Origin of the sequence: Halocalculus aciditolerans (assembly GCF_014647475.1) — an archaeon.
Classification (GTDB): Archaea; Halobacteriota; Halobacteria; order Halobacteriales; family Halobacteriaceae; genus Halocalculus; species Halocalculus aciditolerans.
In genome coordinates this window covers 643209-668404 of record NZ_BMPG01000001.1, presented here as the reverse complement: position 1 = coordinate 668404, position 25196 = coordinate 643209, and the positions used below count along the sequence as shown (strand labels likewise).

At 69.6% G+C, this 25196-nt stretch carries 27 protein-coding genes; 11 read left to right on the top strand and 16 right to left on the bottom strand.

Features of this window, described 5'->3' with window-relative positions:
• Window positions 1-15: 15 nt before the first annotated feature.
• Window positions 16-702, bottom strand: a complete 687-nt coding sequence (locus IEY26_RS03385) for a ZIP family metal transporter (RefSeq protein ID WP_188975839.1) — start codon at window positions 700-702, stop codon at window positions 16-18.
• A 96-nt stretch (window positions 703-798) separates the two neighbouring features.
• A complete protein-coding gene (eif1A, locus tag IEY26_RS03380) occupies window positions 799-1083 on the bottom strand; it encodes a translation initiation factor eIF-1A (protein ID WP_188975837.1) in 285 nt (94 codons plus the stop codon).
• 139 nt (window positions 1084-1222) lie between these two features.
• On the opposite strand from eif1A, the gene IEY26_RS03375 reads away from it, so the two are divergent.
• The 4 genes from IEY26_RS03375 to IEY26_RS03360 are packed head-to-tail and all read left to right on the top strand — an operon-like array spanning window position 1223 to window position 4363.
• The gene (locus IEY26_RS03375) at window positions 1223-1537 is read left to right on the top strand and encodes a thiamine-binding protein (protein WP_188975835.1); all 315 of its coding nucleotides are present in this window, start codon (window positions 1223-1225) and stop codon (window positions 1535-1537) included.
• Entirely contained in the window at window positions 1534-2682 is a 1149-nt protein-coding gene (locus tag IEY26_RS03370) for a thiamine ABC transporter substrate-binding protein (protein WP_188975833.1), read from the top strand. Before IEY26_RS03375 ends, IEY26_RS03370 begins: the two co-directional genes overlap by 4 nt.
• Window positions 2683-2721: 39 nt before the next feature.
• Complete coding sequence (locus IEY26_RS03365) at window positions 2722-3939, top strand: CaiB/BaiF CoA transferase family protein (protein WP_188975831.1); 1218 nt, start codon at window positions 2722-2724, stop codon at window positions 3937-3939.
• A gap of 58 nt (window positions 3940-3997) precedes the next feature.
• The gene (locus IEY26_RS03360; protein WP_188975829.1) at window positions 3998-4363 is read left to right on the top strand and encodes a hypothetical protein; all 366 of its coding nucleotides are present in this window, start codon (window positions 3998-4000) and stop codon (window positions 4361-4363) included.
• Between the two features lie 344 nt (window positions 4364-4707).
• On the opposite strand, the gene ilvD is transcribed toward IEY26_RS03360, so the two are convergent.
• Both ilvD and IEY26_RS03350 read right to left on the bottom strand, forming a co-directional pair.
• Window positions 4708-6426, bottom strand: a complete 1719-nt coding sequence (gene ilvD / locus IEY26_RS03355; RefSeq protein WP_188975828.1) for a dihydroxy-acid dehydratase — start codon at window positions 6424-6426, stop codon at window positions 4708-4710.
• A gap of 301 nt (window positions 6427-6727) precedes the next feature.
• A complete protein-coding gene (locus IEY26_RS03350; RefSeq protein ID WP_188975826.1) occupies window positions 6728-7960 on the bottom strand; it encodes a glycosyltransferase in 1233 nt (410 codons plus the stop codon).
• Window positions 7961-8162: 202 nt separating this feature from the next.
• On the opposite strand from IEY26_RS03350, the gene IEY26_RS03345 reads away from it, so the two are divergent.
• Window positions 8163-9146: a beta-ribofuranosylaminobenzene 5'-phosphate synthase family protein gene (locus IEY26_RS03345; RefSeq protein WP_188975824.1), complete on the top strand. Its 984-nt coding sequence runs from the start codon at window positions 8163-8165 to the stop codon at window positions 9144-9146.
• On the opposite strand, the gene IEY26_RS03340 is transcribed toward IEY26_RS03345, so the two are convergent.
• From IEY26_RS03340 to IEY26_RS03320, 5 genes are all read right to left on the bottom strand, one after another.
• Window positions 9147-9461 carry a transcription factor S gene (locus IEY26_RS03340; protein ID WP_188975822.1) on the bottom strand — a complete coding sequence of 105 codons (315 nt, stop codon included), beginning with the start codon at window positions 9459-9461 and terminating at the stop codon, window positions 9147-9149.
• Between the two features lie 39 nt (window positions 9462-9500).
• Window positions 9501-10040, bottom strand: coding sequence for a hypothetical protein (locus IEY26_RS03335; RefSeq protein WP_188975820.1), 540 nt, complete (start codon window positions 10038-10040; stop codon window positions 9501-9503).
• Window positions 10033-10845 carry a Na/Pi cotransporter family protein gene (locus tag IEY26_RS03330; protein ID WP_188975818.1) on the bottom strand — a complete coding sequence of 271 codons (813 nt, stop codon included), beginning with the start codon at window positions 10843-10845 and terminating at the stop codon, window positions 10033-10035. Before IEY26_RS03330 ends, IEY26_RS03335 begins: the two co-directional genes overlap by 8 nt.
• An 87-nt stretch (window positions 10846-10932) precedes the next feature.
• Window positions 10933-11766 carry an RAD55 family ATPase gene (locus IEY26_RS03325; RefSeq protein WP_188975816.1) on the bottom strand — a complete coding sequence of 278 codons (834 nt, stop codon included), beginning with the start codon at window positions 11764-11766 and terminating at the stop codon, window positions 10933-10935.
• Between the two features lie 767 nt (window positions 11767-12533).
• The gene (locus IEY26_RS03320) at window positions 12534-13403 is read right to left on the bottom strand and encodes a ZIP family metal transporter (RefSeq protein ID WP_188975814.1); all 870 of its coding nucleotides are present in this window, start codon (window positions 13401-13403) and stop codon (window positions 12534-12536) included.
• Window positions 13404-13524: 121 nt separating this feature from the next.
• On the opposite strand from IEY26_RS03320, the gene IEY26_RS03315 reads away from it, so the two are divergent.
• From IEY26_RS03315 to cruF, 4 genes are all read left to right on the top strand, one after another.
• Window positions 13525-14208, top strand: a complete 684-nt coding sequence (locus IEY26_RS03315; RefSeq protein ID WP_188975812.1) for a YqjF family protein — start codon at window positions 13525-13527, stop codon at window positions 14206-14208.
• An 87-nt stretch (window positions 14209-14295) separates the two neighbouring features.
• Window positions 14296-15774: a phytoene desaturase family protein gene (locus IEY26_RS03310; protein ID WP_188975810.1), complete on the top strand. Its 1479-nt coding sequence runs from the start codon at window positions 14296-14298 to the stop codon at window positions 15772-15774.
• A complete protein-coding gene (locus IEY26_RS03305) occupies window positions 15774-16598 on the top strand; it encodes a prenyltransferase (protein WP_188975808.1) in 825 nt (274 codons plus the stop codon). The genes IEY26_RS03310 and IEY26_RS03305 overlap by 1 nt, the downstream gene beginning before the upstream one ends.
• Window positions 16599-17435 (top strand): bisanhydrobacterioruberin hydratase, encoded by an 837-nt coding sequence (gene cruF, locus IEY26_RS03300; protein ID WP_188975806.1) that lies wholly within the window; start codon window positions 16599-16601, stop codon window positions 17433-17435.
• Window positions 17436-17447: 12 nt separating this feature from the next.
• Here cruF and IEY26_RS03295 read toward each other — a convergent pair whose 3' ends face one another.
• From IEY26_RS03295 to IEY26_RS03280, 4 genes are all read right to left on the bottom strand, one after another.
• The gene (locus IEY26_RS03295; RefSeq protein WP_188975804.1) at window positions 17448-18350 is read right to left on the bottom strand and encodes a phytoene/squalene synthase family protein; all 903 of its coding nucleotides are present in this window, start codon (window positions 18348-18350) and stop codon (window positions 17448-17450) included.
• An 87-nt stretch (window positions 18351-18437) separates the two neighbouring features.
• Window positions 18438-19073: a helix-turn-helix domain-containing protein gene (locus IEY26_RS03290; RefSeq protein ID WP_188975802.1), complete on the bottom strand. Its 636-nt coding sequence runs from the start codon at window positions 19071-19073 to the stop codon at window positions 18438-18440.
• Window positions 19074-19098: 25 nt separating this feature from the next.
• Window positions 19099-20448 carry a GTPase gene (locus IEY26_RS03285; RefSeq protein ID WP_188975800.1) on the bottom strand — a complete coding sequence of 450 codons (1350 nt, stop codon included), beginning with the start codon at window positions 20446-20448 and terminating at the stop codon, window positions 19099-19101.
• Window positions 20449-20487: 39 nt separating this feature from the next.
• Window positions 20488-21399 (bottom strand): sodium:calcium antiporter, encoded by a 912-nt coding sequence (locus tag IEY26_RS03280; protein WP_188975798.1) that lies wholly within the window; start codon window positions 21397-21399, stop codon window positions 20488-20490.
• Window positions 21400-21489: 90 nt separating this feature from the next.
• On the opposite strand from IEY26_RS03280, the gene IEY26_RS03275 reads away from it, so the two are divergent.
• Complete coding sequence (locus IEY26_RS03275; protein ID WP_188975796.1) at window positions 21490-22206, top strand: fumarylacetoacetate hydrolase family protein; 717 nt, start codon at window positions 21490-21492, stop codon at window positions 22204-22206.
• On the opposite strand, the gene IEY26_RS03270 is transcribed toward IEY26_RS03275, so the two are convergent.
• Together IEY26_RS03270 and IEY26_RS03265 are read right to left on the bottom strand one after the other, a co-directional pair.
• Entirely contained in the window at window positions 22207-22575 is a 369-nt protein-coding gene (locus tag IEY26_RS03270) for a cupin domain-containing protein (RefSeq protein WP_188975794.1), read from the bottom strand.
• A 60-nt stretch (window positions 22576-22635) separates the two neighbouring features.
• Window positions 22636-23289 carry an alpha/beta hydrolase gene (locus tag IEY26_RS03265; protein ID WP_188975792.1) on the bottom strand — a complete coding sequence of 218 codons (654 nt, stop codon included), beginning with the start codon at window positions 23287-23289 and terminating at the stop codon, window positions 22636-22638.
• 180 nt (window positions 23290-23469) lie between these two features.
• Between IEY26_RS03265 and IEY26_RS03260 the strand changes: the two genes are divergently transcribed.
• On the top strand, window positions 23470-24654 hold the full coding sequence (locus IEY26_RS03260; RefSeq protein ID WP_188975790.1) for a redox-regulated ATPase YchF: 1185 nt from the start codon (window positions 23470-23472) through the stop codon (window positions 24652-24654).
• On the opposite strand, the gene IEY26_RS03255 is transcribed toward IEY26_RS03260, so the two are convergent.
• Entirely contained in the window at window positions 24651-25067 is a 417-nt protein-coding gene (locus IEY26_RS03255; RefSeq protein ID WP_188975788.1) for a DUF5518 domain-containing protein, read from the bottom strand. The genes IEY26_RS03260 and IEY26_RS03255 overlap by 4 nt on opposite strands.
• Window positions 25068-25196 lie beyond the last annotated feature (129 nt).

Genomic DNA, 25196 nt, shown 5'->3' with positions numbered 1-25196 from the left:
TGGTCGCTGTGGGGTTCAGGTGAGGGCGAAGGCGAGGAAGAAACCGAGAGCGGTGGCGAAGGCGACGGTCGGGCCGCCGGTCTCGTAGGCGTCAGGCATGATTTCGACGGCGAGAGTGGCGAGGACCGCGCCCGCGCCGAACGCGCGGACGACGGCGAGCGGGAGGGGGCCGAGGTCGGCGAGGGCCGCGTAGCCGGCGACGGTGGCGGCGGCGAGAGCGGTCGCGGTCGCGGTCCAGACGAGGAGGACGCGGCGGGCGGGCCAGCCGGCGTCGTGCATGGCGCTCGCGCCGCCGAGGGCCTCGGGGAGGTTGTTCGCGGCGATGCCGGCGAGAAGGGGAGTCGCGCCGGCGGCGGGGCCGATGAGTGCGACGCCGAGCGCGAGGTTCTCCGCGACGCCATCGGCGAGCACGCCGGCGAGGAGCGCGAGCCCGGTGTGGTCCTCGCGGCCGAGCGCGGATTTGACGGCGACGAGGAGGGCGGTGCCGGCGAGGAGGGCGACGAAGACCGGGAGCGGACCGAGGACGGCGACGGCGGGCTCGAAGAGCTCGAAGGCGAGACCGACGAGGAGGGCACCGCTCGCGAACGCGAGGAGTTCGGCGCGGACGCGGAGCGGCGGCCGCCAGCGGAGCGCGAGCGCCGCGCCGATTACGAGCGGGAGGACAGCGGCGACGGCGAAGACCGTGACGGTGCGGAGCGTCATCACTCGGCGGAGAGGGGAGAGGAGAAGAAATCGGTTCGGGCCACCCGAAGCGGTCGCGGTGGCGACCGCGCGGGCGCGCCGTCGGCGACGGCGGGGTTAGTCGATGTGGCCTTCGCGGCGGAGCTGCTCTGCGTCCTGCTCGGAGTAGCGCCACTCGACGTTGGCTTTCTCGTCCTGCCAGTCCCAGGGTTCACAGAGGACGACGTCGCCCTCGCTGATCCAGGTTCGGTACTTCATGCGGCCGGGGATGCGGCCCATGCGCTCTTTGCCGTCTTCACAGCGGAGCTGGACGTGGTTGCCACCGTTGTGCTGGGTGACGACCGCGAACAGCTCGTCGTCGTCGGGCATCCGGAGGTTCCGTCGCCCTTGTTCTTCACTCATACTCGTGCTAGGTTGTCGGCACGGAAAAACCCGCGGGAACGCGTGATACCACACCGCACCGCGTGGGCAGCGGTCAGTGCGAACGCATCGACCACTCGAACCACTAAGTTATAATATCGGGTGGTTCAAACGGTGAGCTATGACCGTGACAGCGAGCCTGTCAGTCGCACCCCTGGACTCGCCGGGCGTCGACTTCGACGCCGAAATCGCGAGCGCCGTCGACGCGCTCGACGACTGCGACGTCCGCTACGAGACGCACCCGATGGAGACGACGCTGGAAGCCGAGACGCTCGACGCCGTGCTCGACGCCGCGAAGGCCGCGGCGGAGGCCGTCGACGCGCCGCGCGTCAGCCTGAACCTCAAAGTCGACCACTTCCGCGAGGAGACGCTCGCGGTCGACGAGAAGGTCGACCGCGTGGAAGCCCACCTCGGTCGGGAGGCGCGGAGCCGATGAGCGACGACGCTCCGCGTCGCTCGCCCTCCCGGACGCGCCGCGCGTACCTCGCCGGGACGGGGGCGGCCGCCGTCGCCGCGCTCGCCGGCTGTTCCGGCGGCGGGGGCGACACCACGACCGCGACCGACACGACCGGCACGACGACGGGCGGTACGACGTCGACCGCGCAGGGGTCGCGGACGCTCCGCGTCGGCGCGGGCGAATCCTACGTCAACGCGGTGAGCACGAGCGCGGGCGACTGGGTCAAACAGGAGTTCGAGAAGCGCCACGACGACGTGACGCTGGAGTGGGTGGTGCGCGACGGGGAGATAAACGACTTCATCCAGCGCCGCGACCAGGGCGCGCCGCTCGGCGCGGACGCCTACGTCGGCGTCACCCCGACCGACCTCGTGCGCGCCGAACGCGTCCTCGGAGACGACACCGCGCTCTTCACGCCGCTCGACAGCATCGACACGTCGACCGTCGTCGACGACTACTGGTTCGACGCGCAGAAACGCGTCGTCCCCACCGGCGCGTCACACGTCTGCATCGTCTACGACGCCACCCAGATCGAGGAGCCGAAAACCTTCGACGACCTCCTCGCCGACCAGTACGAGGGCGGCCTCCTCCTCGCGAACCCGCAGACCACCGTGACGGGCCTCGACTTCCTCCTCTGGACCGTCCACACGAAGGGCGAAGACCACTACCTCGACTACTGGAAGCAGCTGATGGACAACGGCGCGCACGTCCTGAAGTCGTGGAACGCCTCCTACAGCGCGTACGGCAGCGGCGAAGCCCCGATGGTCGTCTCCTACTCCACCGACCAGATATACGCCGCGAACAGCGACTCCGACCTCGATAAACACCGGATCGCGTTCCCGAACGACCAGGGGTACGCGTACATCGGTGGCGTCGGGAAGTTCGCGACGACCGAGCAGGGCGGCCTCGTCGACGAGTTCGCGTCCTTCCTCCTCCAGCCCGACGTCCAGCAGCGGACCGCCGTCCTGAACGTCGGCGTTCCCTCCGTCGAGAACGCGAGCCTCCCCGAGGAGTACCAGCAGTACGCGAAACGCCCCGCGGAGACCGTACAGTACGACGTCGCGACGCTCCGCGAGCACGCCGACGACTGGCGGTCCGCGTGGGCGCGCCAGGTCGCGTCGAACTGAGGAAAAGACGCTTCACGCCGGCGCGTCCACGCCGTAATAATGCCTCCTGCCCGACGGCGCGACGGCCCGCTCGACGGCCTGCGCGTCATCGACTGCTCCGGGATGATCAGCGGCGGGTTCGCCACCGCACAGCTCGCGGACTTCGGCGCGGACGTCGTGATGGTCGAACACCCCGAACACGAAGACCCCATTCGCGAGTGGCCGCCGTTCGACGGCGACACCTCCCTCTGGTGGAAGTCCGTCGGCCGGAACAAACGCTGTATCACGCTCGACCTCTCGGACGAACGCGGCCGGAACCTCCTCCTCGACCTCGTCGCGGACGCCGACCTCTTCTTCGAGAACTTCCGGCCGGGCACGCTCGAACGCTGGAACCTCGACCCCGACGTCCTCCGCGGCGTGAACGAGGAACTCGTCGTCGTCCGCCTCTCCGGGTACGGACAGACGGGGCCGCGCCGCGAGAAACCCGGGTTCGGCACGGTCGCCGAAGGCCTCTCGGGGTGGGCGCACGTCAACGGCTTCCCCGACTCCGAGCCGCTCCTCCCGCCCATCAGCCTCGCCGACCTCACCGCCGCGCAGTTCGCCGTGCAGGCGTCGATGTTCGCCATCTTCGAACGCGACGTCGGCCGCGGCGGCAGCGGCGAAGGCCAAGTCATCGACGTCAGCCTCTACGAACCGCTCTTCCGGCTCTTCCTCGGGGACGTCGAAGCCTACGACAAACTCGACCGCGTCCCCGAGAGAACCGGGAACCGCCATCCGAGCGCCGCCCCGCGGAACGTCTACGAGACCGCGGACGGCTACGTCACGCTCTCTGCGTCCAGCCAGCGCATCTTCGAGAACGTCGCCGACGCCATCGGGAAACCGGGGCTCGTCGACGACCCGCGCTTCGCCGACAACGACGCCCGCATCGAGCACGTCGACGCGCTCGACGCCGAAATCGAAGCGTGGACCAGCCAGCGCCCGACCAGCGAGGTCATCGAGACGATGGAGGCGAACGACGCCATCGTCGGCCCGGTCTACGACATCGCCGACATCCACGAGGACGACCAGTACGACGCGCGCGACGACATCGTCGAAGTCGACGACGCCGACGTCGGCCCGACGAAGACCGCCGCCGCGGTCCCGAAGTTCTCTCGCACTCCCGGCGGCGTCGACCACCTCGGCCCCCGCCACGGCGAACACAACGACGCCGTCTACCGCGACGAACTCGGCCTCGACGCGGACGCGTACGCCGCCCTCCGCGACGACGACGTCATCTGAGCCCGCGACGCGAACCCACGCGCACACGTTTTTCCCGCCCGTCCCCGTAGTCGGACGCGTGCTCGACGATTCCGAGCGGCGCGCGGTCGCGGTGGACTTCATCACGGCCGGATCCGCCGTCGTCGTCGCCGCCCTCCAGCTCCGCTCGTTCCACCCGCCGTTCGCCCCGTGGGTCGCGGGCGTCGCAGCCGTCGCCACCGCCGGCCTCCTCGCCGCTGCCGACCGGAGCCGCGCCGGCGTCTACGCCCTCGTGGCCGTCGGCGTCGCCGCCATCCTCGGCATCGTCTGGGCGGTCGCCGCCGCCGACGACGTCTTCCGCTCCGTCCCGTGGCTCCTCCTCGGCATCGGCGTCGGCGCGCTCGCCAACCGCCTCGCCTTCGGCGTCATCCGCCCGCTCCCCGACTTCCGACGCGAACGCGTGTGAGCGCGTACCGGCGTGCGACGCCTCGCATCGCGCGGGTACTCGCGCTCAGCGAAGGCACGGACCGGGGGGAGGATTCGGGGAACGGAGAGAAGAGCGGAACGAGGCGAAGAACCCAGTCAGTCGTCCCGCTTCACCGCGGGGTTCGTCACTGCGCGCGTTCCACCTTTTTCCCCTCGCTCGCTGGCGCTCACTCGCGCAAAAATCTGGACCAAAAAGACGTCGAACCCCTGTTAGTCGTCCCGCTTCACTGCGGGGTTCGTCACTGCGCGCGTTCCACCTTTTTCCCCTCGCTCGCTGGCGCTCACTCGCGCAAAAATCTGGACCAAAAAGACGTCGAACCCCTGTTAGTCGTCCCGCTTCACCGCGGGGTTCGTCACTGCGCCGTTTGCGGCGGAGCCGAAGAGGTCGCCGTATTTGCGGAGGACGCCGCCGTCGTAGCCGTGGTCGGCGGGCTCCCAGTCCTCCATGCGTTCGTCGAGTTCTTCCTCACTCAGGTCGACGGAGAGTTCGCGGTTCGGGACGTCGACGGTGACGACGTCGCCGTCCTCGATGGCGGCGATGGGGCCGCCGGCGGCGGCTTCGGGGGCGGCGTGGCCGAGCATCGGCCCGCGGGTCGCCCCGCTGAACCGGCCGTCAGTGACCATCGCGACGTCGTCCTCGTGGCCCTGGCCGACGACGGCGGCGGTGACGCCGAGCATCTCCCGCATCCCGGGGCCGCCCTGCGGCCCCTCGTTCCGGATGACGATGACGTCGCCGGACGCGATACCGCCGTTCTGCACCGTCTCCATCGCGTCCTCCTCGGATTCGAAGACCCTCGCGGGGCCGACGTGCCGGAAGTCGTCCTCGCCCGTGACCTTGAGCACCGCGCCGTCCGGCGCGAGATTCCCGGAGAGCACCTTGATGGCCCCCTCCTCGTGGAAGGGGTCGTCGACGGACCGGAGGAAGGTCGCGTCGATCTGGTCGTCCGGCGGGAGGTCGAGCGTCTCCAACTCCTCCGCGATGGTGCGGCCCGTGACCGTCATCGCGTCGCCGTGGAGGTAGCCGCCGTCGAGGAGTCGGCGGATAATCACGGGGACGCCGCCGTAGCTGTCGAGGTCCTTCATCACGCGCTCCCCGCCCGGCTGGAGGTTCGCGATTTTCGGCGTCCGGCCGCTTATCTCGTTGAAGTCCTGAATGTCGAGGTCGATGCCCGCCTCCGCGGCGAGCGCGAGCAGATGGAGGACGCCGTTCGTCGACCCGCCGAGCGCCACCTGCACCGCGATGGCGTTCTCGAACGACTCCCGCGAGAGGATGTCGCTCGGTTTTCTGCCCGCTTCGACGGCTTCGACGGCGAGCTCGCCCGCGGTCTTCCCCGTACGGATGCGCGCCCCCGACTCCGCCGGCGGGCTCGCGCTCCCGAGCGGCGCGAGCCCCAGCGTCTCCGCCAGCGACGCCATCGTGTTCGCCGTGAACATCCCGCCGCAGGAGCCAGCGCCCGGACACGCGTTCCGCTCTAAGTCCTCGAGCTCCTCGTCGGTCATGTCGCCCGCCGCGTGCGTCCCCACCGCCTCGAAGACGTTCTGCACTGTGACCTCGCGGCCCCCGTGCTCGCCCGGCATGATGGAGCCGCCGTAGAGGAAGACGGACGGGAGGTCCGTCCGAATCGCGGCCATCATCATCCCCGGGAGGTTCTTATCGCAGCCCGCCACCGTCACGAGGCCGTCGAGGCGCTCACCGAACGCCACCAGCTCGACGGAGTCCGCGATGACCTCGCGACTGATGAGGCTCGCCCGCATCCCCTCGTGCCCCATCGAAATCGCGTCCGAAATCGTGATCGTCCCGAACTCGATGGGCATCCCGCCGCCGCGGTCCACGCCCTCGACGGCCGCGTCCGCGACGTCGTCGAGATGCACGTTACACGGCGTGATGTCCGCCGCCGGATTCGCCACCCCGATCATCGGCGACGACAAGTCCTCGTCGTCGTATCCCATCGCTCGGAACATCGACCGGTGCGGCGCGCGCTCCGGCCCGCTCGTCACCTCACTCGACCGCAGACTCGGGTCCTTCTCCCCGTTCTCTTCCATGACACTGTCTCGGGCGGGCAGCGGGTAAAAAGGTCGCCCTCTGACAGTGATTGCCAACGAAGCGTATCGAACGTTGGAACGACCACTGCGGTTGGGTGGGAAATCGAAAGGGGCCGACCGGGAGGGGGCTTTCGAAAACGTCGACGACAGGTCCCGGTTTCGTCTTCCCCGAAAGCCCCCTCGTTCTCGTGCGCTCTCGCTCGCTGCGCGCGCCCTCGGCGTGCTTACGTCGCGAGAGGCACACGAGGACTCGGCCCCTTTCGATACCCCACCCGACGTGGTTAGTCGAGTCCGCAGACACTCACTCGCCTTTTTCGACGGCGAACCATTCGCCGGAGAAGTCGAGGAGGTAGTCGGCGAAGGCCATGACGGCGATGAGGCTGAAGAAGGGGAGGACGAGGGGGGTGAGGAGCCAGTCCCAGCCGAGGGGGTAGTCGTCGACGCGGCGGATGCCGATGGCGACGGCGTAGATGGCGAGGACGGGGAGGGCGGCGACCCAGAGGAGGTCGAGGTCGGCGAGGACGGGGAGTTTCCCGACGATGGTGAGGAGGAAGGCGCTGCCGCCGATGGAGGCGACGCCGACGCCGAGGGAGACGTAGCTCCGCGGGTGGTCGGGGCGGCGCGCGGCGGTCGAGAGGAGGCGGTGGAGGACTTGGACGTTCCCGGTCATCCAGCGTTTGCGCTGCCCCCACCAGTCGGCGAGGGTGTGTGCGGATTCCTCGCGGACGGTGGTGGTGTAGAGCATCTTGACGTCGACGCCGGCGAGGTAGCAGCGGTGGGCGAAGTCGTAGTCCTCGCTGATCATGTCGGGGTCGTAGCCGCCGGTGTTCGCGACGGCGGCGTCGGAGAAGACGAGGGCCTTGCTGGTCGCCATGCGGAAGCCGGTGAAGGCGTAGAGGAGCTGGCGGAAGCAGTGGCCGAAGAGCATGAACTCGTAGTAGGCGAGGGATTCGACGACGCCGCTGGGCCGGGGGACGAAGCGCGTCTGCACGACGTCGTAGCGGTCGAGGAAGCCGGTGACGCGCCGGAAGAAGTCCGCGTCGACCTCCTGATCGGCGTCGAACACACCGTACAGGTCGGTGTCGGCGGCGTCGATGGCGGCGTTGACGCCGGCGGCTTTCGTGCCGGGGTCGGGGTTGACGAGGACGGAGACCGCGTCGTGGTCGGCGGCGAGTTCGCGGGCGCGTTCGCGGCCGGCGGCGTCGTCGGGTTCGACGACGACGGTGATGTCGACGGGGTGGTCGACGGCGGCGAGCGATTCGACGCTGCGGTGGAGGACCTGGGCGTCGCGGTACGTGGGGACGACGGCGGTGACGGGGTCGTCCGCGGGGTCGGCGCGGGGTTCGGTGCGGAACTTGTAGGCGAAGACGACGCCCGAGACGAGGATGAACGCGGCGAAGGACGCGAAGCTGAACGCGGCTTCGGGGACGCCGACGACCGGGAGCGGGTTGCTGCCGGGGAGGTAGCCGACGGCGAGGAGGGCGACGACGGCGACGGCGAAGGCCACGCGAGCGGTCCACCGGCGGAGGGTCATAGCCATACTACGCGCGGCGGGTCGTTTAGAAACATCGAAACCCGGCGAGCGGCCGACAGCGCGATGACGGGGTGAGGTTGCGCGACGGCGAGGCGACAATGGGACGGGACGGTGCGGCGGCGGTGGGTCGGCGCGGATTGCGGTGCTGTCAGGCGTTGCCACTGTCGACACGGCGAGGGACGAGGAGCGCGAGAGTCGAGGTATGTCCGTCCGGGTCGTCGCGCACGGCCGCCTCCACTTCGGGTTCGTGAACCTCTCGCTCGCCCACGAGCGCCTCTACGGGAGTCTGGGCGTCGCGGTCGACGGCCCGCGGACGGTCGTGACGGCCGAGCAGGCTGGCGACCTCGACTGTCCGAACGCGACGGCCCGCGCGCACGCCCGTCGCACGCTCGATATTCTCGGCCTCCCCGGGGCGCGCGTTCGCGTCGAGGAGTCGCTCCCGCGGCACGTCGGCCTCGGGTCGGGCACGCAGCTCGCGCTCGCCGTGCTCGCGGCCGTCGCCGAAGCCTACGACCGCGACCCGCGCGTCCGCGAGCGCGCTCCCGCGTTCGGCCGCGGCGGCCGGAGCGGCGTCGGCGTCGCCGCCTTCGAGGACGGCGGGTTCGTCCTCGACGCCGGCCACCCCGCAGCGGAGTTCACGCCCGACCGCCCCGCGGACGGCGAGTGGACCGTTCCACCCGTCTCCGTCCGCCGCGACATCCGCGATAGCTGGCGGTTCCTCCTCGTCGTCCCGGACGCTCCGCCCGGCCGCCACGGCGACGACGAAGACACCTGTATGCGCGACACCATCGACGCCGCCGACCCGGGTCTCGCCGACGAAATCGCGGGCGCTATCACCCGCCGCGTCCTCCCCGCGCTCGCCACCGCCGACCACGACGCCTTCGGCGCGGCCGTCGACGACATCGGCCGGCGCAACGGCGAGTGGTACGCCGACGTCCAGGGCGGTACGTACTGCCCGCCCGCCGGCGACCTCGTCGAGCACCTCCGGACGTCGCCCGCTATCGCCGGCGCGGGACAGACCTCCTGGGGGCCCGCCGTCTACGGAATCACGAGCGAGAAGCACGCCGACGCGGCGAGAGACGCCGGCGAACGCGCTCTCGACGAAATCGGACTCGACGGCGACGTGTTCGTCGTGGAGGGGCGAAACGAGGGGGGGCGCGTCGACGGCTGTGGAGAAAGAGCGTAGTTAGCTGTACTCTCTCCACCGATACCCGCACTCCTCGCATTTGAAGAAGCGGGCGGGGGGTTCGTCGGCGGCTCCGGTCTGTTTGATGGTGTAGTAGGCGGTGTCGTGGCCGCAGCGTTCGCATTCGGTCTCCGTGGTGGGTTTCCCTTCGAAGCTCGCGCCTTCTTCCGTTTCGATGACGTCGGAGGTGTCCTGTTCGCTGGTGGTGACGAACTCGCCGTCGCTCTCGCGGGGTTCGCGGTGGCCGCAGCTACTGCAGACCAGCTCGCCGTCGTCGGCGTGCATCATCGACCCGCACTCGTCGCAGAAGTCCATAGGGAGAGAAGGGGACGCGGCCACTAAACTGGCGTCACTTCACTCGACGTCGTCGGTGACCATCGGGCAGTCGACGACTTCGAAGTGGTCGGTGTCGACGACTTCGCGGATTTCGGTTCCGTCGTGGTTGCAGTGGACGTCGGGCGGGGTGGCGAAGTGCGGGCAGCCGTGGCAGAGTCGGCTCTCGATGACGCGGACGTCGCGGTCGAGGTCGGTGTCGACGACTTCGGCGACGAGGCCGGCGTCGCCGTTCTCGTCGAGGAGCTCCTCCCAGACGTCCTCGCCGTCGATGACGGATTCGCCGGCCTCCTCGAAGAGCTCGTCGAAATCGTCGTCGCTGGCGGCGTCCTCGCTGACGGACGCGGCGAGGTCGGCGAGCGGCGCGTCGCGCCGCCGAGGCCCCTCGTTCTCACCAAGTGCAGCGGGCTCGACGGGGTCAGCGACCTCGCCGGCTTCAGCCGTCTCGGAGGACTCCGTGTCCTCGGTTAATTCGTCGGCATCGCGGGTGTCGCTGGCTTCGCTCGGGGGTTTTTCCGGCGGTTCGTCGGCGTCGTTCGCGTCGTCGGGACGGTCACTCATCGGCGATGTCCTCCAGTTCGCCGGCGGGGTCGTCGATGACCTGCGGGGCTTCGAGCGCGGGCCGCGTGCCGGTGGCGAGGGTCGGGGAGCCGAAGAACCCGGATTTCGGTTCGACGTCGGTGACCGTCGCCTCGCAGAACGGGCACGCCGGCCGGGTGAGGAGGGCGACGTCGACGGTGGCGTCGCACTCCTCGCAGCGCGCGGACCGGATGCCCTCCCGGTTCGCGCTGCGCTTCAGTTTCTCGACGGCGTTCCGGCGGTTCGCGGCTTCGACGAGCGGTTTGAGGGAGTCGCGAACGTCGACGAGGACGCGCGCGAGCGTCCCGACCTTCCGCGAGAGGCCGTTCGTGCGGTCGCGGAGGGTCTCGAGGATGTCCTCGTAGTTCTCGAACCCGGCGTCGAGACGGTCCTCGACGTCGACAGCGGTCGCCGCGGCGTCCTCGGCCATCCGCTCTGCCTCGCGTGCCGCGTCGAGGGCGTCCTCGACGTCGTCGGCGAGTTCCGGGTGGTCGTGGTCGGCGTCGGCTTTCCCGTCCGCCTCGCGTTTCACCTGGACGACGCGACTGCGGACGTCGTCGATCTTCTCGTCGAGGTCGCGGTCGAGGGCCTCCAGGCGGCGCTCGACGTCGGCGACGTCCTCGGTGGTCGCGAGGTCGACGCGCTCTGCGGTTTCGACGGTGCGGAACGCGGCGACGAGTCGCTGTGCGTACTCGTCGGGCGGCACGCCGCGCTCGCGGGCGCGACTGCGCACCCAGCCCGCCGCGTCCCCCGAGAGTGTCACTGAGTCGGCATCCCCGTCTCCCATCTACCCACGAGGTGTGCCCGAAGCGACTTAACGTATCCGGCTAACAGGCCGTCCGATAACGCCCCAGAGACCGCGTGAATCAGCCGTTCACCGGATTTTTCGGACGTTGGAGACGTCGAAGCCGGCTTCGTGGAGCTCCGTCTCGAAGCGGATGATGTCCTCGTCTTCGAGCTGGCTGAGGACGCCGCGGAACTCGCGGACGTACATCGTGCGGACGCGCTCGTTCCCGCCCGTCTCCCACTCGAACTGGATGGTGCCGTCGACGGACGCGACGAGGTCGCCGAGGCTCGTGCGCTCGATGACGTCGCGACCGACGTGGAGGAGGACGACGCCGCCCCACTGGCGGACGGCGCGCCGCAGGCCCTTCACGACGGTGACGACGTCCTCCCAGGGAAGTTCGGCCCTGTTCGCCGCGAGGTCGCCGAGGCTGTCGACGAGCACGAGGCTGTCGTCGGCGTGCCGGTCGAGGTAGTCGGCGAACGCCTCGATGACGTCGCGGCGCTCCGTCGCCTCACCGAGGTCGGAGAGCCCGCGCGGGTCTTCCGCGTACCACTCCCGCGGGACGGGGCTCAACTGGAAGTACTCCGTCGAGAGGTCCGCGACGGAGAGTTCGGAGCGCGCGCCGTCGAGGACTTCCTCGTCGATGGTGAAGCCGATCTCGCGCTCGATGTCGCCGGGGCTCATCGTGAACGAGATGTAGTGCACGCCGTCCGGGAGCGCGGCGTCGCCGTGGAGATCGCCGTAGTGGAGGTCGAAGAGGTCGGGGTCGCCGCGGCCGAGCGCGTTCATCACGGCGGTGGTGTAGAGGAACTCCCGCGCGCCAGCGCCGGCCTCGCCCACGAGGAGAACGACGCTGCCCTCGGGTGCGCCACCGCCGATGAGTGAGTCCAACCGCGACACGCCGAAGGGCATCCGCGTCATGCAGGATGCGTCTCAACCCGGCGGTTTACCTCTGTCGACTGTACCTGTACCTTTTCCTGCGCTCGGCGCGCCGACGGCGCGCCTCGCTGGCAAAACCTGCACTAAAAGCACTCCTCGCTCCCGTTGGTCGCTCGTCGGCCTCGCGCTTCGCGCGAGTGAATCGGCGACCGACCGGGTCCTTCGGACCACTCGGTCGCCGAACGCGGGATAAGTAGCCGTTCAGTACGTCTGCGTACGCAACGTTAATACTTATATCAGGTTAACCATCCGATATGGGTGGGAGTGCTCATTCAAATCGAGACAAAGCGATACATGCGCTGAAGCGGGGGGCGATAGTTTTCGGCGCGATAGTCATTAGTAGCGTGAATATCAGACTCGGATTACTGAAGGGGCTCCCCTCGTTATCTACATTCACACAGGTGGTTGCAATCGCCGCTATCAGCGGTTTGATCACCCTTATTGTGTGGTATCGTAGATTGACGAGTGGCTCTCTATTATAGGTGCACTCTCTGGGCTGAACGAGAGCATTCGCGCGAACGAAGTGAGCGCGATTCGCCGACGGCGAGGCCGGAGGTCGAGTCGTCGGTCCGTTTTCGTCGCCAGAAACCTGTGGTTTCCGGCTGAACGGCGGGAAGCTTCGCTTCCCGCGGTGTCGTCGGATTCCGACGGGATCCGACTACTAACCGGAACGCGAAGCGTTCCGGTGACGGTCGAGATTTTTGCCGTGAGGGGTCGGCTCTGCCGACCCGAGCGGGAAAAGGTGGGTTCTAGACGCCGGCGACGAAGAGCCAGGCGGCGAAGACGACGACGCCGCCGACGAGGGTGGAGGCGACGGCGTGGTAGCGGAGTCGGTCGAGGGCGTGGTGGGCGTGGTCGGTGAGTTCGACGACTTCGTGGATTTCGCTGCCGACCTCGCAGCGCGGGAGGAAGTCCATGGCGACGTGGAGGAAGATGCCGGCGGCGAATCCGAAGACGACGCCGCGGGTGGCGGCGTGTGCGGGGACGCCGATGGCGCTCGCGGCGAGGGCGGCGATGCCGACGCCGGCGGCGGGGAGGAGGAGCATGCTGATAGGGCGGTTGTTGCGGACGAGGCGGCGGGCGGCGGCGTAGCCGGCGGGGCCTTTGTGGGAGACGATGGCGAGGCCGAGGAGGGGGCCGAGTTCGGGCATGCTGCCGTAGACGAGGCCGATGATTGCGCCGGCTGAGAGGGCGTGTGCGGCGATCTGGAGGGTGGTGCGGTCGAGGGGGAGGTCGTAGTGGGAGAGGCGGTGGCCGACGGTGTGGGAGGCGAAGCCGAGGAGGACGCCGGCGGCGATGCCGAACCCGCCGAATTTGGGGTGTTGGGCGATGGCCTGGGGGACGACGAAGGCGGCGGCGCTGGCGATCATCGCGCCGCTGGAGAGGCCGGAGCCCCAGACGAGGCCGAGGGGGTGTTCGGCGTCGGTGCGGCGGGCGAGGAGGGCCGCGCCGGTCATGCCGAGGAAGGCGACCCAGGAGATGCCGAGGAGTTTCCACGCGCCGGCCTGCGCGCCGTAGACGGAGAGCGCGAGGAGCGCGAGGACGCTGAGGACGCCGAGGGCGACGGCGGGGCGGCCGCCGTCGTCGGTGTCCGCGTGGGTGTGGTCGTGCTCAGACATCACCGGTTATTAACACCGCCTTTGGAGTTATTAACGCACATTGAGTATTAACATGCACTCGTCGGTTAATAACGGTGTCGTTAGCCGGTAGGTCGAAGGACGACCCCGACGAATCCCGGGTATGCGCGTCATCTCCATGGACTGGCGGGACGTCTGCGTCGCCTCCTACCCCGTCGACCCCAACAGCGTCGCGCCGACACTGCCCGACGGCGTCGACGTCGATACCTTCGGCGGGGACGCCTACCTCTCCGTCGTCCCCTTCGTGATGGCGGACGTCCGCCCCTACAAGTTCCCGCGCGCCGTCGGCCCGACGTTCGGCGAACTCAACCTCCGGACGTACGTCACGGGCGCGAACGGCCCGGGGATCTACTTCTACAACCTCGACGCCACCGACCGCCTCGGCGTCGCCCTCGCCCGCGCCACCTACCACCTCCCCTACTACAACGCCGACCAGCGCGTCCTCCGGCGCGGCGACACCCTCGAGTTCGAGAGCGAGCGCACCCACCGCGGCGTTCCGTCCTGTACGTTCAACGCCGACTACACGCCCCGCGGCGACCCCGCGCCCGCGGAGTCCGGGAGTCTGAGCGAGTTCCTGCTGGAGCGCTACCGGTTCTACGTCGAGGGCGACGGGACGCTCCTCTGCGGCGAAGTCGACCACAACCCCTGGCCGCTCCGCGAGGCCGACTACGACGTGCGGGAGAACGACCTCTTCGACGTGAACGGCTTCGAGGACCCCGCGGGCGAACCACACGTCGTCTACAGTTCGGGCGTCGAGGTCGCAGCGCACGCGCCGACGCGCGTCTAACCGCCCGACGGCGGAGCGAGGAGAGCGGGCGGCGTACCTGATTACGCAGCCCCGCGTTTTATGCGGCGAGCCGGCGGAGTACCGAGCATGCAATCGCTCGCGGGGACGGACGTCGCGGTCGTCGGCGGCGGGTTCGGCGGGCTCTCGGCGGCCTGCTACCTCGCCGACGCCGGCGCGGACGTCACGCTCTTGGAGAAGAACGAGCAGCTCGGCGGGCGGGCGAGCCTCTACGAGGAAGACGGCTTCCGGTTCGACATGGGGCCGTCGTGGTATCTGATGCCCGACGTCTTCGAGCGCTTCTTCGACGCCTTCGACCGAGTGCCGGAGGACTACTTCGCGCTCGAACCCCTCGACCCGCACTACCGCGTGTTCTGGAAGGACGGCGACCGCGTCGACATGACCGGCGACGTCGAAGAAGTGAAAGAGGCGTTCGAGTCCTACGAGGCGGGCGCGGGCGACGCGTTCGAGGACTACTTGGCGAAGTCGGAGGAGAACTACGAGGTCGGGATGGAGGAGTTCGTCTACACCGACCGCTCCAGCGTCCGGGATTTCCTCGACCTCGACGTCGCGCGGAACGCGCGCGGGCTGACGCTCCTCGGGTCGATGCGCGACCACGTCGGGGAGTACTTCGACCACCCGAAGCTCCGCCAGCTCGTCCAGTACTCCCTCGTCTTCCTCGGCGGGAGCCCGGAGAACACGCCCGCGCTCTACAACCTCATGACGCACGTGGACGTGAACCTCGGCGTCTACTACCCCGAGGGCGGGATGAACGGCGTCGCGCGCGGCATCGCGGAGCTCGCGCGCGAGCTCGGCGTCGAGACGCGCGTCGACTGCCCAGTCGAGGAGATTCACCCCGGCTACGACCGCTTCACGCTCGGCGCGGGCGGCGAAACGGTTGCCGCCGACGTCGTAGTGAGCGACGCGGACTACGCGCACACCGAGCAGGCGCTCCTCCCCGAGCAGGATAGAGGGTTCGACGAGTCCTACTGGGCGTCGCGGACGTGGGCTCCCTCGGCCTTCCTGCTCTACCTCGGCGTCGACGGCGACATCGACCCGCTCGAACACCACACGCTCGTCCTCCCCGAGGAGTGGGACGGCCACTTCGCGCAGATCTTCGACGAGCCGGCGTGGCCGGACGACCCCGCCTACTACGTCTGCGCGCCCTCCGTGACGGACGACTCGGTCGCTCCCGAGGGCTGCTCGAACCTCTTCGTGCTCGTCCCCGTCGCGCCCGGCCTCGACGACGCCGAGGAGACCCGCGAGGCCTACCGGGACGCGGTGCTCGCGGACCTCGCCGAGCACACGGGCGTCGACGTCCGCGACCGCATCAGAGTCGAAAGAACCTTCGCCGTCTCCGACTTCGCGGAGCGCTACAACGCGTATGAAGGAACGGCGCTCGGGCTCGCGCACACGCTCCGGCAGACCGCGCTCTTCCGGCCGCCGCACCGCTCGAAGAACGTAGAGGACCTCTACTTCACGGGCGGGAACACGACGCCGGGCATCGGCGTACCGATGTGCCTCATCAGCGGCGAGCACGTCGCGGCGAAGGTCGCCGCGGACCGCTGATGGACTGGCGCTACCTCCTCACGCTCTCCCGCCCGCGGTTCTGGCTCTACCTCGCCGGCCCCGTCCTCGTCGGCCTCGCGTGGGGAGCCGACTCCCTCACGGCGCTCCTCGTGCCCGTCCCGCTCGCGCTCGTCGCGTTCTTCCTCCTCCCCGCGAACGTCTTCCTCTACGGCGTGAACGACGTCTTCGACCGCGACGTCGACGCCGAGAACCCGAAGAAGGAGGGACGAGAAGCGCGGTATACGGGCGCGTCGTGGGTCCCCTGGGTCGTCGCCGCCTGCGCCGCGCTCGGCCTCGCGCTCCTCGCGCTCCTCCCGCAGGCGGCGTGGCCCTATCTGGTGGGATTCCTCCTGCTCGGCGCGGCGTACAGCGCGCCGCCGCTGCGCTTCAAGACCACGCCGCTCCTCGACTCCGCCTCCAACGGCCTCTACGCGCTCCCCGGCGCGGCCGCCTACGTCGCCGTCGCCGGCCACCACCCCCCGGCGCTCGCGCTCCTCGGCGGCTGGCTCTGGACGATGGGCATGCACACCTTCTCCGCCGTCCCCGACATCGAGAGCGACCGCGCGGCCGGCATCACCACCACCGCCACCCGGCTCGGGAACACGCGAACCTACTGGTACTGCGCCGTCTGCTGGCTCGCCGCCGCGCTCGCGTGGGGACTGCTCGCCCCGCTCGCCGGCGTCCTCTTCCTCACCTATCCCGTCTTCCTCCTCGCCATCCGCCTCGGCGACGTCGACGTGGCGCGCGCGTACTGGTGGTTCCCCGTCCTGAACACGCTCTGCGGGATGACGCTCACCCTCCCCGGCCTCTGGAGGCTCTACTGAATGTCCGCTCTCGACTCCCCCATACTCACCCGCCCCGCGCTCGAACGCCGCCTTGACGCGCTCGTCGACGCGAACCGCTTCACCATCGCCGTCGTCTTCCCGCTCGTCGGCGGCATAACCCTCTACGCCAGCGCCCGCGGCTGGCTCCCGCCCGCCCTCGCCTTCAACCCCCTCCTCGTCCTCTTCGGCACGTTCGTCATGCGCCTCCCGCTCGTCGGCGGCCTCCTCCCCCTCATCGGCCGCCGCGAGCTCACCGGCCTCGCCCTCCTTACCGCCTTCACCTACCTCGTCGAACTCGTCGGCGTCGCCACCGGCCTCCCCTACGGAAATTTCACCTATCTCGTCCATCTCGGCCCGATGCTCTTCGGCCTCGTTCCCCTCGGCCTCCCGGTCTTCTTCCTCCCGCTCGTCCTGAACAGCTACCTCCTCGTCTGCCTCTTCCTCGACGTCGACCGGCGCTTCCTCCGCGTCGCACTCAGCACACTCACCGTCGTCTCCCTCGACCTCGTCCTCGACCCCGGCGCTGTCGCCCTCGGCTTCTGGGCGTACGACTCTGGTGGGGTCTTCTACGGCGTCCCGCTCTCGAACTACCTCGGCTGGGTGTTCTCCGGCACGGTCGCGGTGCTCTGCATCGAGTACGCGTTCGACGCCGAAGAACTGACCGCGCGTCTCGCCGCCTGCCCCTACTGCCTCGACGACATGGTGAGCTTCGTCCTCCTCTGGGGCGGCCTGAACGCCGCCTTCGAGAACTGGCTCCCCGCCCTCCTCGCCGGCCTCCTCGGCGTCGCCCTCTACGCCGCCGGGCGCTTCGACATCCCGCGGCCCCGATGGCGGTAGGCCGCCGGCGGTCTACGTGGACGGGACGGCGCTGACGCGTTCGAACGTCGCGACCGGGTCCTGCCCCGTGCGCCGCCACGCCACCCACGTCTTCGCGACGACGCCGAGCTTCCGGAGGGTGCTGAGGTCGGGGCGCGCGGAGAGCGTGTCGTAGTCGCGCGCGCGGATGTCGCGGTGGACTTCCGCGTAGAGGACCGCGGAGACGAGCACGGCGAACTGGCAGTCCGCGGGGAGGTGCGGGATGCCGCGGACGCCCTCGCGGTAGAACTCCTCGGCGCGCTCGAGTTCCTCGCGGACGGCCGCGCGGAACTCGGGCGTCACGCGGCGCGACCGGACTTCCTCGACGCCGGAGCCGTGGCGTTCGAGCGTCTCCTCGGGGAGGTAGACGCGCTCGCGGTCGTCGACGTCCTCGCGGACGTCCCGGACGAAGTTCGTCAGCTGGAAGGCGCGCGCGAGCGCGCCGGCGTGGGGTGCGGCGGCCGCGTGGTCCGCCGGGTCCATGATGGAGAGCATGATGTTGCCGACGGCGACCGCCGACCCCCGCATGTAGGCGTTCAGCGACGAGAAATCCGGGTAGACGTCGGTGTCGATGTCGCGCGCCATCGCGTCCATGAAGTACTCGACCTCGGCGTCCGGAATGCCCTCCTCCTCCATCAGGCGGACGAAGGCGGCGACGACCTCGTCGTCGGGGTCGGCGTCGCCGAGGACGACCGCGCGGATGTCGTCGAGGCGCTCGCGCTGCTCCGCCGGCGATGCCCGGTCGGGCGCATCCACGACCTCGTCGACGACGCGAACGAAGCCGTAGAAGACGTACGTCGAGTGGCGCACGCGCTCCGGGAGAAAGCGCGTGGCGAGGTGGAACGTTCGCCCCGTGCGCCGCTGGATGGCCTTCCCGGCCGCGTAGTCGGAACTCACGCGTCTAGCCTCGCCGGAGAGAGGGATAACCGTGGCATCATACAGGAAAGGTACGCCCCGGACTAGTAAATATTCGCCTGCGACCGACTACCGGAGCGTGCTCTCGACGAGGGCGGAGTGAGCGCGGCGGAGGCGCTCGGAGAGCGACTGGTCGCTGACGCCGAGCTCCCCGGCGAGTTCGACGGTCGTCGTGTCGCGGGGAATGTTGTAGAAGCCTGCGTCGAGCGCGGCGACGAGCGCGTCGCGCTGGCCGTCGGTCAGGCCGAAGCGGTCGGGGCTCGTGGGGTCCGGGCGGTAGACGCCGGTGACTTCGACGTCGTCGTTCGTGGCGACGCAGTCGTCGTTGAACGCGGAGAGCCCGTCCTGGTCGGGGAAGCGCGCTTCGAACTCCCAGGCGTCCGCCGTACCGACCGCGCCGAGGAGCGCGCCGCCGGCGGCGTCGAGGTCGGCGAGCACGCCGTCGGGGACGGTCGCCCAGTCGATGCGGTAGAGCCGGCGGTCGTCGAACGCGTCGACGCACGTCACGTCGTCGACGGCGTCGTCGGCGTCGAGGGCGGTTTCGAGCGCGTCGTAGGCGTCTCCGTCGCCGTGCACCCAGAGGTAGGGGAGCCACGTGTCGGAGAGGGGGACGACACGGTCGAGTTCGGCCCTGACGTCGCGGGGGAGGACGCGTCCGAGGGCGGAGGAGTCCCCAGAGATCGTGAACGCCAGGATGACGGTCATGCCCGGTGGTTACGGCCGGGATAGCTTAAGCCTGCTTGCTGAGGGATGGCCCGAGATAGCGCTCAACGAGGGTCTCGACGGCGGTGTCATGGATGTCGAGTTCGGTGTCGACGTCGACCACGGGGACGTCGACGTCGAGGACCTCGTCGAGGGCGACGGGCGTGCCGGCGAGGACGACGTCGGGGTCGGCGTGCTCGATGGTGTCGGCGAGGTCGGCTCGCTGCCGCTCGCTGTACCCCATCGCGGGGAGGACGCAGTCGAGGCGCGGGTACTCGTCGAGGACGTCCGCGAGGGAGCCGACGGCGTGCGGGCGCGGGTCGATTCGGTCGGCGTCGTAGCGGTCGGCGGCGACGGTCGCCGCGCCGTAGTCGGCGTCGCCGTGCGTGAGCGTCGGCCCGTCCTCGACGGCGAGGACGCGAGCGTTTTCGAGCGCGTCCGCCGCGGGTTCGCCGTCGACGGTGTCCCCGACGGTGACGACGCTGTCCGCGTGGTAGATCGGAACCGCAGAGTTCACGCCGCGGACGCGGTCGACGACGTCGGCGACGGCGTCGTCGCTCGCCGAGTTCTCCTTCGTCACGAGGACGGCGTCGGCGAGGCGGAGGTTCGTCTCGCCGGGGTGGAACGTATCAGTAGCCGTCGGGCGGAGGGCGTCCGCGAGGACGACGTGCGCGTCGGGGTCGAGGAAGGGGAGTTCGTTGTTCCCGCCGTCCCAGACGGCGACGTCGAACTCGGCTTCGACCGCGTCGCGGACGGCGGCGTAGTCGACGCCGGCGAAGACCGTGTGGCCGGCGTCGACGTGCGGGCGGTACTCCTCGCGCTCTTCGAGCGTGAGTCCCTCCAAGTCTGCGCGGGAGTCGTAGCGGTCGACGCGGCGCTCGGCGAGGTCGCCGTACGGCATTGGTTCGCGGACGACCGCGACGTCGAATCCCTCCTCTTGGAGGTGGTCGGCGGCGGCCTTCGCGAGCGCGGATTTCCCGCAGCCGGTGCGGACGGCGTCCGCGGCGAACACGGGGATCTCACACGGGAGGGAGACGTCGTCGGGGCCGACGACGTGGAAGTCCGCGCCGGCGGCGAGCGCGCGCGACGCGACGTGCATCACGTGCTCGTGGCTGACGTCCGAGTAGGCGAACGCGACCTCGTCGACGTTCGCCTCGCCGACGACGCGTTCCAAGTCGGCTTCCGGGACGATGGGAATCGGGTCGCCGGTCGCAGTGAGCTCACCGGGGAAGGCGTCGAGGTCGGCGTCGGCTTCGCCGAGGTTCTGTCCGGCGGCCCGCGTGAACGCGACGACGCGGGCGTCCGGGTCGTCGCGGTAGTGCTGGTGGTAGTCGTGGAAGTCGCGGCCGGCCGCGCCCGCGATGACGACACGTCTCATACCCGATACCTCGAACGCGACCGCCCTAACTCCGACGGCCTAGAGCAGGAGGAAGGTGGGGAGGAAGGCGAGGAGGCAGGCGACGCCGAGCGCGCGGCCGACGCGTTCGCGCCACGCGAGCGCGGCGACGACGCCGAGGGAGGCGACGAGCATGTAGGCGAGGGAGGACGCGACGGGCGCGGTCGGGTGGACGCCGGCGACGACCGCGCCGACGCCGAGCGAGAAGAGCGGGTCGGTGATGTTGCTCCCGAGGAGCGTGCCGACGGCGATACCGTCGCGGCCGCGGGAGACCGCGACGATGGAGACGACGACTTCGGGGAGGGTGGTGCCGAGGCCGGTGACGACGCCGACGAGGTAGCGGGGGACGCCGAGGGCGCGGGCGAGCGGGACGCCGTGCGTGACGACGAGGTTCGCGCCGACGAGCACGACGGCGAGGCCGAGGAGGACGGCGGGGACGGCGCGCCGCGGGCCGAGTGTCGCCCCGCTCGCCGTGGCCGCGTCGTCTTCGCGGCGCGCGACGAGCGCGAGCACGACGAGGTAGAGCGCGATCATCCCGAGCCCCTCGACGCGCGCGACGCCGTTCGTGAGAACTGCGGCGGTCATGACGAGCATCGCGAGGAGCATCCCGCCGCCGTAGGTGAGCGCCTTCGACCGCCGGACGGCGAGCGGGGAGACGACGCCGACGAGGCCGAGGCCGAGCGTAATCTGGCTCGTGACGCTCCCGACGATGTGGCCGACGAGGAGGTCGCCCGCGCCGTACGCCGCGGCGGACGCGCTCGTCACGATTTCGGGGACGCTCGACCCGACCGCGACGACGGTGACGCCGACGAAGAACGTGGACACGCCGAAGTAGTCGGCGAGCGCGCTCGCGCCGCGGACGACCGCCTCGCCGCCCGCGACGAGGCACGCGAGGCCGGCGAGCACGAACGCGAGGTGGACGACGGCGGACACGTCGCTCCCTCCGCCCGCCGCGTCCTTAAACGCGGTCGCCCGTCTTGCCGGACCCGCAAGGTTTGACCGCGTCCCCGCCGACACCCCGGTATGCGACTCGCACGCGTCAGGACGCCGGACGGCGTCGTCACTGGAGAACTCCGTGACGGCCACGTCGACACGCCGAACGGCCCCTACGAGGTCGACGACGAAGCACTGCTCGCGCCCTGCCGGCCGTCCGCGCTCTACTGCGTCGGCCGGAACTACGCCGCGACGCTCGACCAGATGGACTACGACCGCCCCGACGACCCCGACTTCTTCATCAAACCGCCCGTCTCCGTCGTCGGCCCCGGCGAACCCATCCCCTATCCCTCATTTTCCGACGAGGTGACGTACGCCGGCGAACTCGCCGCGGTCATCGATAAGACCTGCAAGCACGTCCCGCCGGAGGAGGTGTCGGAGGTCGTCCGCGGCTACACCATCATGAACGACGTCGACGCCCTCGACCAGCCCGGTAGAACGGCGCGAAAAGCCTTCGACGGCTCCGGCCCGCTCGGCCCGTGGGTGGAGACGGACGTCGACCCGACTGACGTCGACATGCGCACCGAAATCAACGGCGAGACGCGCCAGGAAGCCAACACCGGCCAGATGCTCTTCGACCCTTACGAGGTCGTGAGCTTCCTCAGCGAGCGCTTCACGCTCCGCCCCGGCGACGTCGTCGCGTTCGGCAGCCCCGCCAACCCCGGCGTCATCGAACCCGGCGACGCCGTCGAAATCACCTACGAGGGCGTCGGCACCCTCACGAACGACGTCGTCGAAGCGGAGTAGTCAGTCGAGCCGCTCCGGCTCCTCGACGGTGAGGTCTGCGTCGTCGGCGTCCCCCGTATTCAGCGTCTCCGCCGGCTCGAACAACATCGCCTTCACTTCCTCTTCGGCCACGGGTTTGTGCTCGACGCCCGCCGGTACGACGAGCAGGTCGCCGGCCGAGAGGTGTGCGTCCGCCTCGTCGCGGAACTCGATGGTGAGGTCGCCGTCGAGCACGTAGAACAGCTCGTCAGCCTCTGCGTGGCTGTGCCAGACGAACTCGCCCTCTAGGCGCGCGACCTTCACTTCCTGCCCGTTCAACTCGGCGACGACGCGCGGCGACCACGTCTCCTCGAACGCCCCGAACGCCTCCTCGAGATTCGTCGGCTCCATACTCCCTCCTCGGGCCGGCGGCGAGAAAGGGGTTCGCGTCGCGGCACGGAGCCGAGGTCGTTAGTTCCCGCGCGCGTCTGCGACGATTTCTGCGGCGTGCTCGACTTCGTCCTGCACGATGGTGTGACCCATCCCCTCGTAGATTCGTTCGGTGACGTCCGCGCCGAGCGCGTCGAGGACGTCGCGGGTCTCGTGCACGCGGGACTCCGGAATGTGGGGGTCGCGGTCGCTACACCCGAGGAAGACCGGCGTGCTATCGAGGTCCCCCTCGTACTCTTCCTCGTCGATGGCGTCGCCGATGAGTCCGCCGGAGAAGGCGACGAGGCCGCCGTACCGCGCGGGGTTGCGGGCGACGTAATCGCTGGCGAGGCAGGCCCCCTGGCTGAAGCCGAGGAGGACGACGCTGTCGCGGCCGACGGCGTCGGCGGCGCGGTCGACGGCGCGGCGGATGGCGTTCATCGCGGAGGAGACGCTGGGTTCGTTGCGCTCGCGCGGCGCGGTGAACGGGTTCGGATACCACGTGTTCCCGGCGGCGGCGGGGGCGAGGTAGGCGACGTCGTCGACGTCGAACTCGGACGCGAGGCCGAGGACGCTACGCGGGGTCGCGCCGCGGCCGTGCGCCATCACGACCGCCGCGCTCGCGTCGTCGAGGGCTGCGCCCGTCGTCACGACCTGCGCGTCGCCGTGGGGGTCGTCGCCGCGGTGCGCGCTCATCGAACCGCCTCCGAACTTCGTGTATCGGTCATCGAGTGTGCATAGGGCGAGCGCGGGTTTCAGTATTCGGCAACCGCGGGGTCACCGGGTGGCATCCGCGTCACCGGCCGTGTGTGACTGTGAACCACGCTTGCGAGTGTTGAGTAACCGGTTTAGGTGTCGATAGCCTTCTCCGGTGTAATGAGCTACAAAATCGGTCTCGTCGGGAAACCGTCAGTCGGCAAATCCTCCTTCTTCAACGCCGCGACGATGAACGACGTGCCGGAGGGCGCGTACCCCTTCACGACGATTGACCCGGCCGTCGGCGAGGCGTACGTCCGCACGGACTGCGCCGCGCCGGACTTCGACGAGGAGTGCCAGCCGAACACCGGCTACTGCGAGCACGGGAAGCGCTTCGTCGCCACCCAGCTCGTCGACGTCGCCGGCCTCATTCCCGGCGCACACGAAGGGAAAGGGCTCGGGAACCAGTTCCTCACCGACCTGAACGAGGCCGACGTCCTCGTCCACATCGTCGACTTCTCCGGGAAGACCGACCCCGAGGGCGAACCCACCGAGGGCCACGACCCCCGCGAGGACATCGACTTCTTAGAGGAGGAGCTCGACCAGTGGTATCTCGGCATCCTCGAGAAGGGCATCGAGCGCTTCGAGTCGAAGCACATGGAGGAAGTCGAACTCGAAGTCGAGCTCGCCGAGCAGATGAGCGCGTTCGGGACGAACAAGGACGAGCTGAAGCAGATCATGCTCGGCCTCGGACTCGACCTCGACCCCAAGACGTGGAGCGACGAGGACGAACTCGAACTCGCGCGGGAGATTCGGAAGCGGACGAAGCCGATGGTCGTCGCGGCGAACAAACTCGACACGCCCGAAGGCCAGGAGAACTACGCGGAAATCACCGAAGACCCCGAGTACGAGGACGTGACCGTCGTCCCGTGCAGCGTGCACGCGGAGAAAGCCCTCAAGAACGCCGCCGAGCAGGGCGTCGTCGACTACACGGCCGGCGACGAGGACTTCGAGATCGTCGCGGACGTCAGCGACGAGCAGCGAGAGGGGTTAGAGCAGATTCGGGAGTACGTGAACGAGTTCGGCGGGACGGGCGTGCAGGAGGCGCTGGAGACGGCGCTCTTCGAGGAGCTCGGCCTGAAAGCGGTCTTCACCGGTGACGCGAGCCTGAACTGGACGCACGGGCCGTTCCCGGACGTCTTCCTCCTCCCGGAGGACGCGACGGCGCAGGACTTCGCGTACCACATTCACTCGGACATCGGCGACGGCTTCCTGCACGGCATCGACTGCCGGTCGAAGCGCCAGCTCGGGAAGGACACCGTCCTCGACCACAACGACGTGGTCGAGATCGTCACGACGGCCTAAGCCGGGTCGGAGTTCGCGTTCGCGTCGACGTCCGCGTCGGTGGAGCGCGAGCCGGAGAAGAGGCGGGCGCGGTAGCGAGCGCCGAGGAAGCCGCCGAGCGCGCCGAGGCCGACGTAGTAGGCGAGCGCGAAGACGACGGCGGCGATGGCGAGGTAGCCGACGAACTGCGCGGGGCCGACAGCGCCGACGCCCCAGCTGGCACCGGCGAAGACGCCGGCGATGACGCCGACGACGAAGACGGGGACGAACCCGACGAGGCCGGACGCCGCGCCCATGTAGGTGCCGCGGAATCGGCTGTCGCTCGCCGTGAAGCCCGTGAGCGCGCCGCCCGCGATGGGGGCGAACGGGAGGAAGGAGAGCACCGCGGTCGTGAACGCGCCCAGCCCCACGATGGCGAGCGTGCTTCGCTTCATGCAGCGTCGTACGCTCCGGGGGGTGAAAAACGACCGGCTCCACGACACTCCAGGTTCTCGTCACGAACCAGGTGAGCGGCGGTCGGCTCGCGGGTCGGTTCGCGGATTGATTCGCGGGTCGGTGAGGCG

Bases quoted from the DNA above. Each gene is read 5' to 3' on its own strand.
- IEY26_RS03385 (WP_188975839.1), bottom strand. From the start codon at position 702: ATGACGCTCCGCACCGTCACGGTCTTCGCCGTCGCCGCTGTCCTCCCG.
- eif1A (WP_188975837.1), bottom strand. From the start codon at position 1,083: ATGAGTGAAGAACAAGGGCGACGGAACCTCCGGATGCCCGACGACGAC.
- IEY26_RS03375 (WP_188975835.1), top strand. From the start codon at position 1,223: ATGACCGTGACAGCGAGCCTGTCAGTCGCACCCCTGGACTCGCCGGGC.
- IEY26_RS03370 (WP_188975833.1), top strand. From the start codon at position 1,534: ATGAGCGACGACGCTCCGCGTCGCTCGCCCTCCCGGACGCGCCGCGCG.
- IEY26_RS03365 (WP_188975831.1), top strand. From the start codon at position 2,722: ATGCCTCCTGCCCGACGGCGCGACGGCCCGCTCGACGGCCTGCGCGTC.
- ilvD (WP_188975828.1), bottom strand. From the start codon at position 6,426: ATGGAAGAGAACGGGGAGAAGGACCCGAGTCTGCGGTCGAGTGAGGTG.
- IEY26_RS03350 (WP_188975826.1), bottom strand. From the start codon at position 7,960: ATGACCCTCCGCCGGTGGACCGCTCGCGTGGCCTTCGCCGTCGCCGTC.
- IEY26_RS03345 (WP_188975824.1), top strand. From the start codon at position 8,163: ATGTCCGTCCGGGTCGTCGCGCACGGCCGCCTCCACTTCGGGTTCGTG.
- IEY26_RS03340 (WP_188975822.1), bottom strand. From the start codon at position 9,461: ATGGACTTCTGCGACGAGTGCGGGTCGATGATGCACGCCGACGACGGC.
- IEY26_RS03335 (WP_188975820.1), bottom strand. From the start codon at position 10,040: ATGAGTGACCGTCCCGACGACGCGAACGACGCCGACGAACCGCCGGAA.
- IEY26_RS03330 (WP_188975818.1), bottom strand. From the start codon at position 10,845: ATGGGAGACGGGGATGCCGACTCAGTGACACTCTCGGGGGACGCGGCG.
- IEY26_RS03325 (WP_188975816.1), bottom strand. From the start codon at position 11,766: ATGACGCGGATGCCCTTCGGCGTGTCGCGGTTGGACTCACTCATCGGC.
- IEY26_RS03320 (WP_188975814.1), bottom strand. From the start codon at position 13,403: ATGTCTGAGCACGACCACACCCACGCGGACACCGACGACGGCGGCCGC.
- IEY26_RS03315 (WP_188975812.1), top strand. From the start codon at position 13,525: ATGCGCGTCATCTCCATGGACTGGCGGGACGTCTGCGTCGCCTCCTAC.
- IEY26_RS03310 (WP_188975810.1), top strand. From the start codon at position 14,296: ATGCAATCGCTCGCGGGGACGGACGTCGCGGTCGTCGGCGGCGGGTTC.
- IEY26_RS03305 (WP_188975808.1), top strand. From the start codon at position 15,774: ATGGACTGGCGCTACCTCCTCACGCTCTCCCGCCCGCGGTTCTGGCTC.
- cruF (WP_188975806.1), top strand. From the start codon at position 16,599: ATGTCCGCTCTCGACTCCCCCATACTCACCCGCCCCGCGCTCGAACGC.
- IEY26_RS03290 (WP_188975802.1), bottom strand. From the start codon at position 19,073: ATGACCGTCATCCTGGCGTTCACGATCTCTGGGGACTCCTCCGCCCTC.
- IEY26_RS03285 (WP_188975800.1), bottom strand. From the start codon at position 20,448: ATGAGACGTGTCGTCATCGCGGGCGCGGCCGGCCGCGACTTCCACGAC.
- IEY26_RS03275 (WP_188975796.1), top strand. From the start codon at position 21,490: ATGCGACTCGCACGCGTCAGGACGCCGGACGGCGTCGTCACTGGAGAA.
- IEY26_RS03270 (WP_188975794.1), bottom strand. From the start codon at position 22,575: ATGGAGCCGACGAATCTCGAGGAGGCGTTCGGGGCGTTCGAGGAGACG.
- IEY26_RS03265 (WP_188975792.1), bottom strand. From the start codon at position 23,289: ATGAGCGCGCACCGCGGCGACGACCCCCACGGCGACGCGCAGGTCGTG.
- IEY26_RS03260 (WP_188975790.1), top strand. From the start codon at position 23,470: ATGAGCTACAAAATCGGTCTCGTCGGGAAACCGTCAGTCGGCAAATCC.
- IEY26_RS03255 (WP_188975788.1), bottom strand. From the start codon at position 25,067: ATGAAGCGAAGCACGCTCGCCATCGTGGGGCTGGGCGCGTTCACGACC.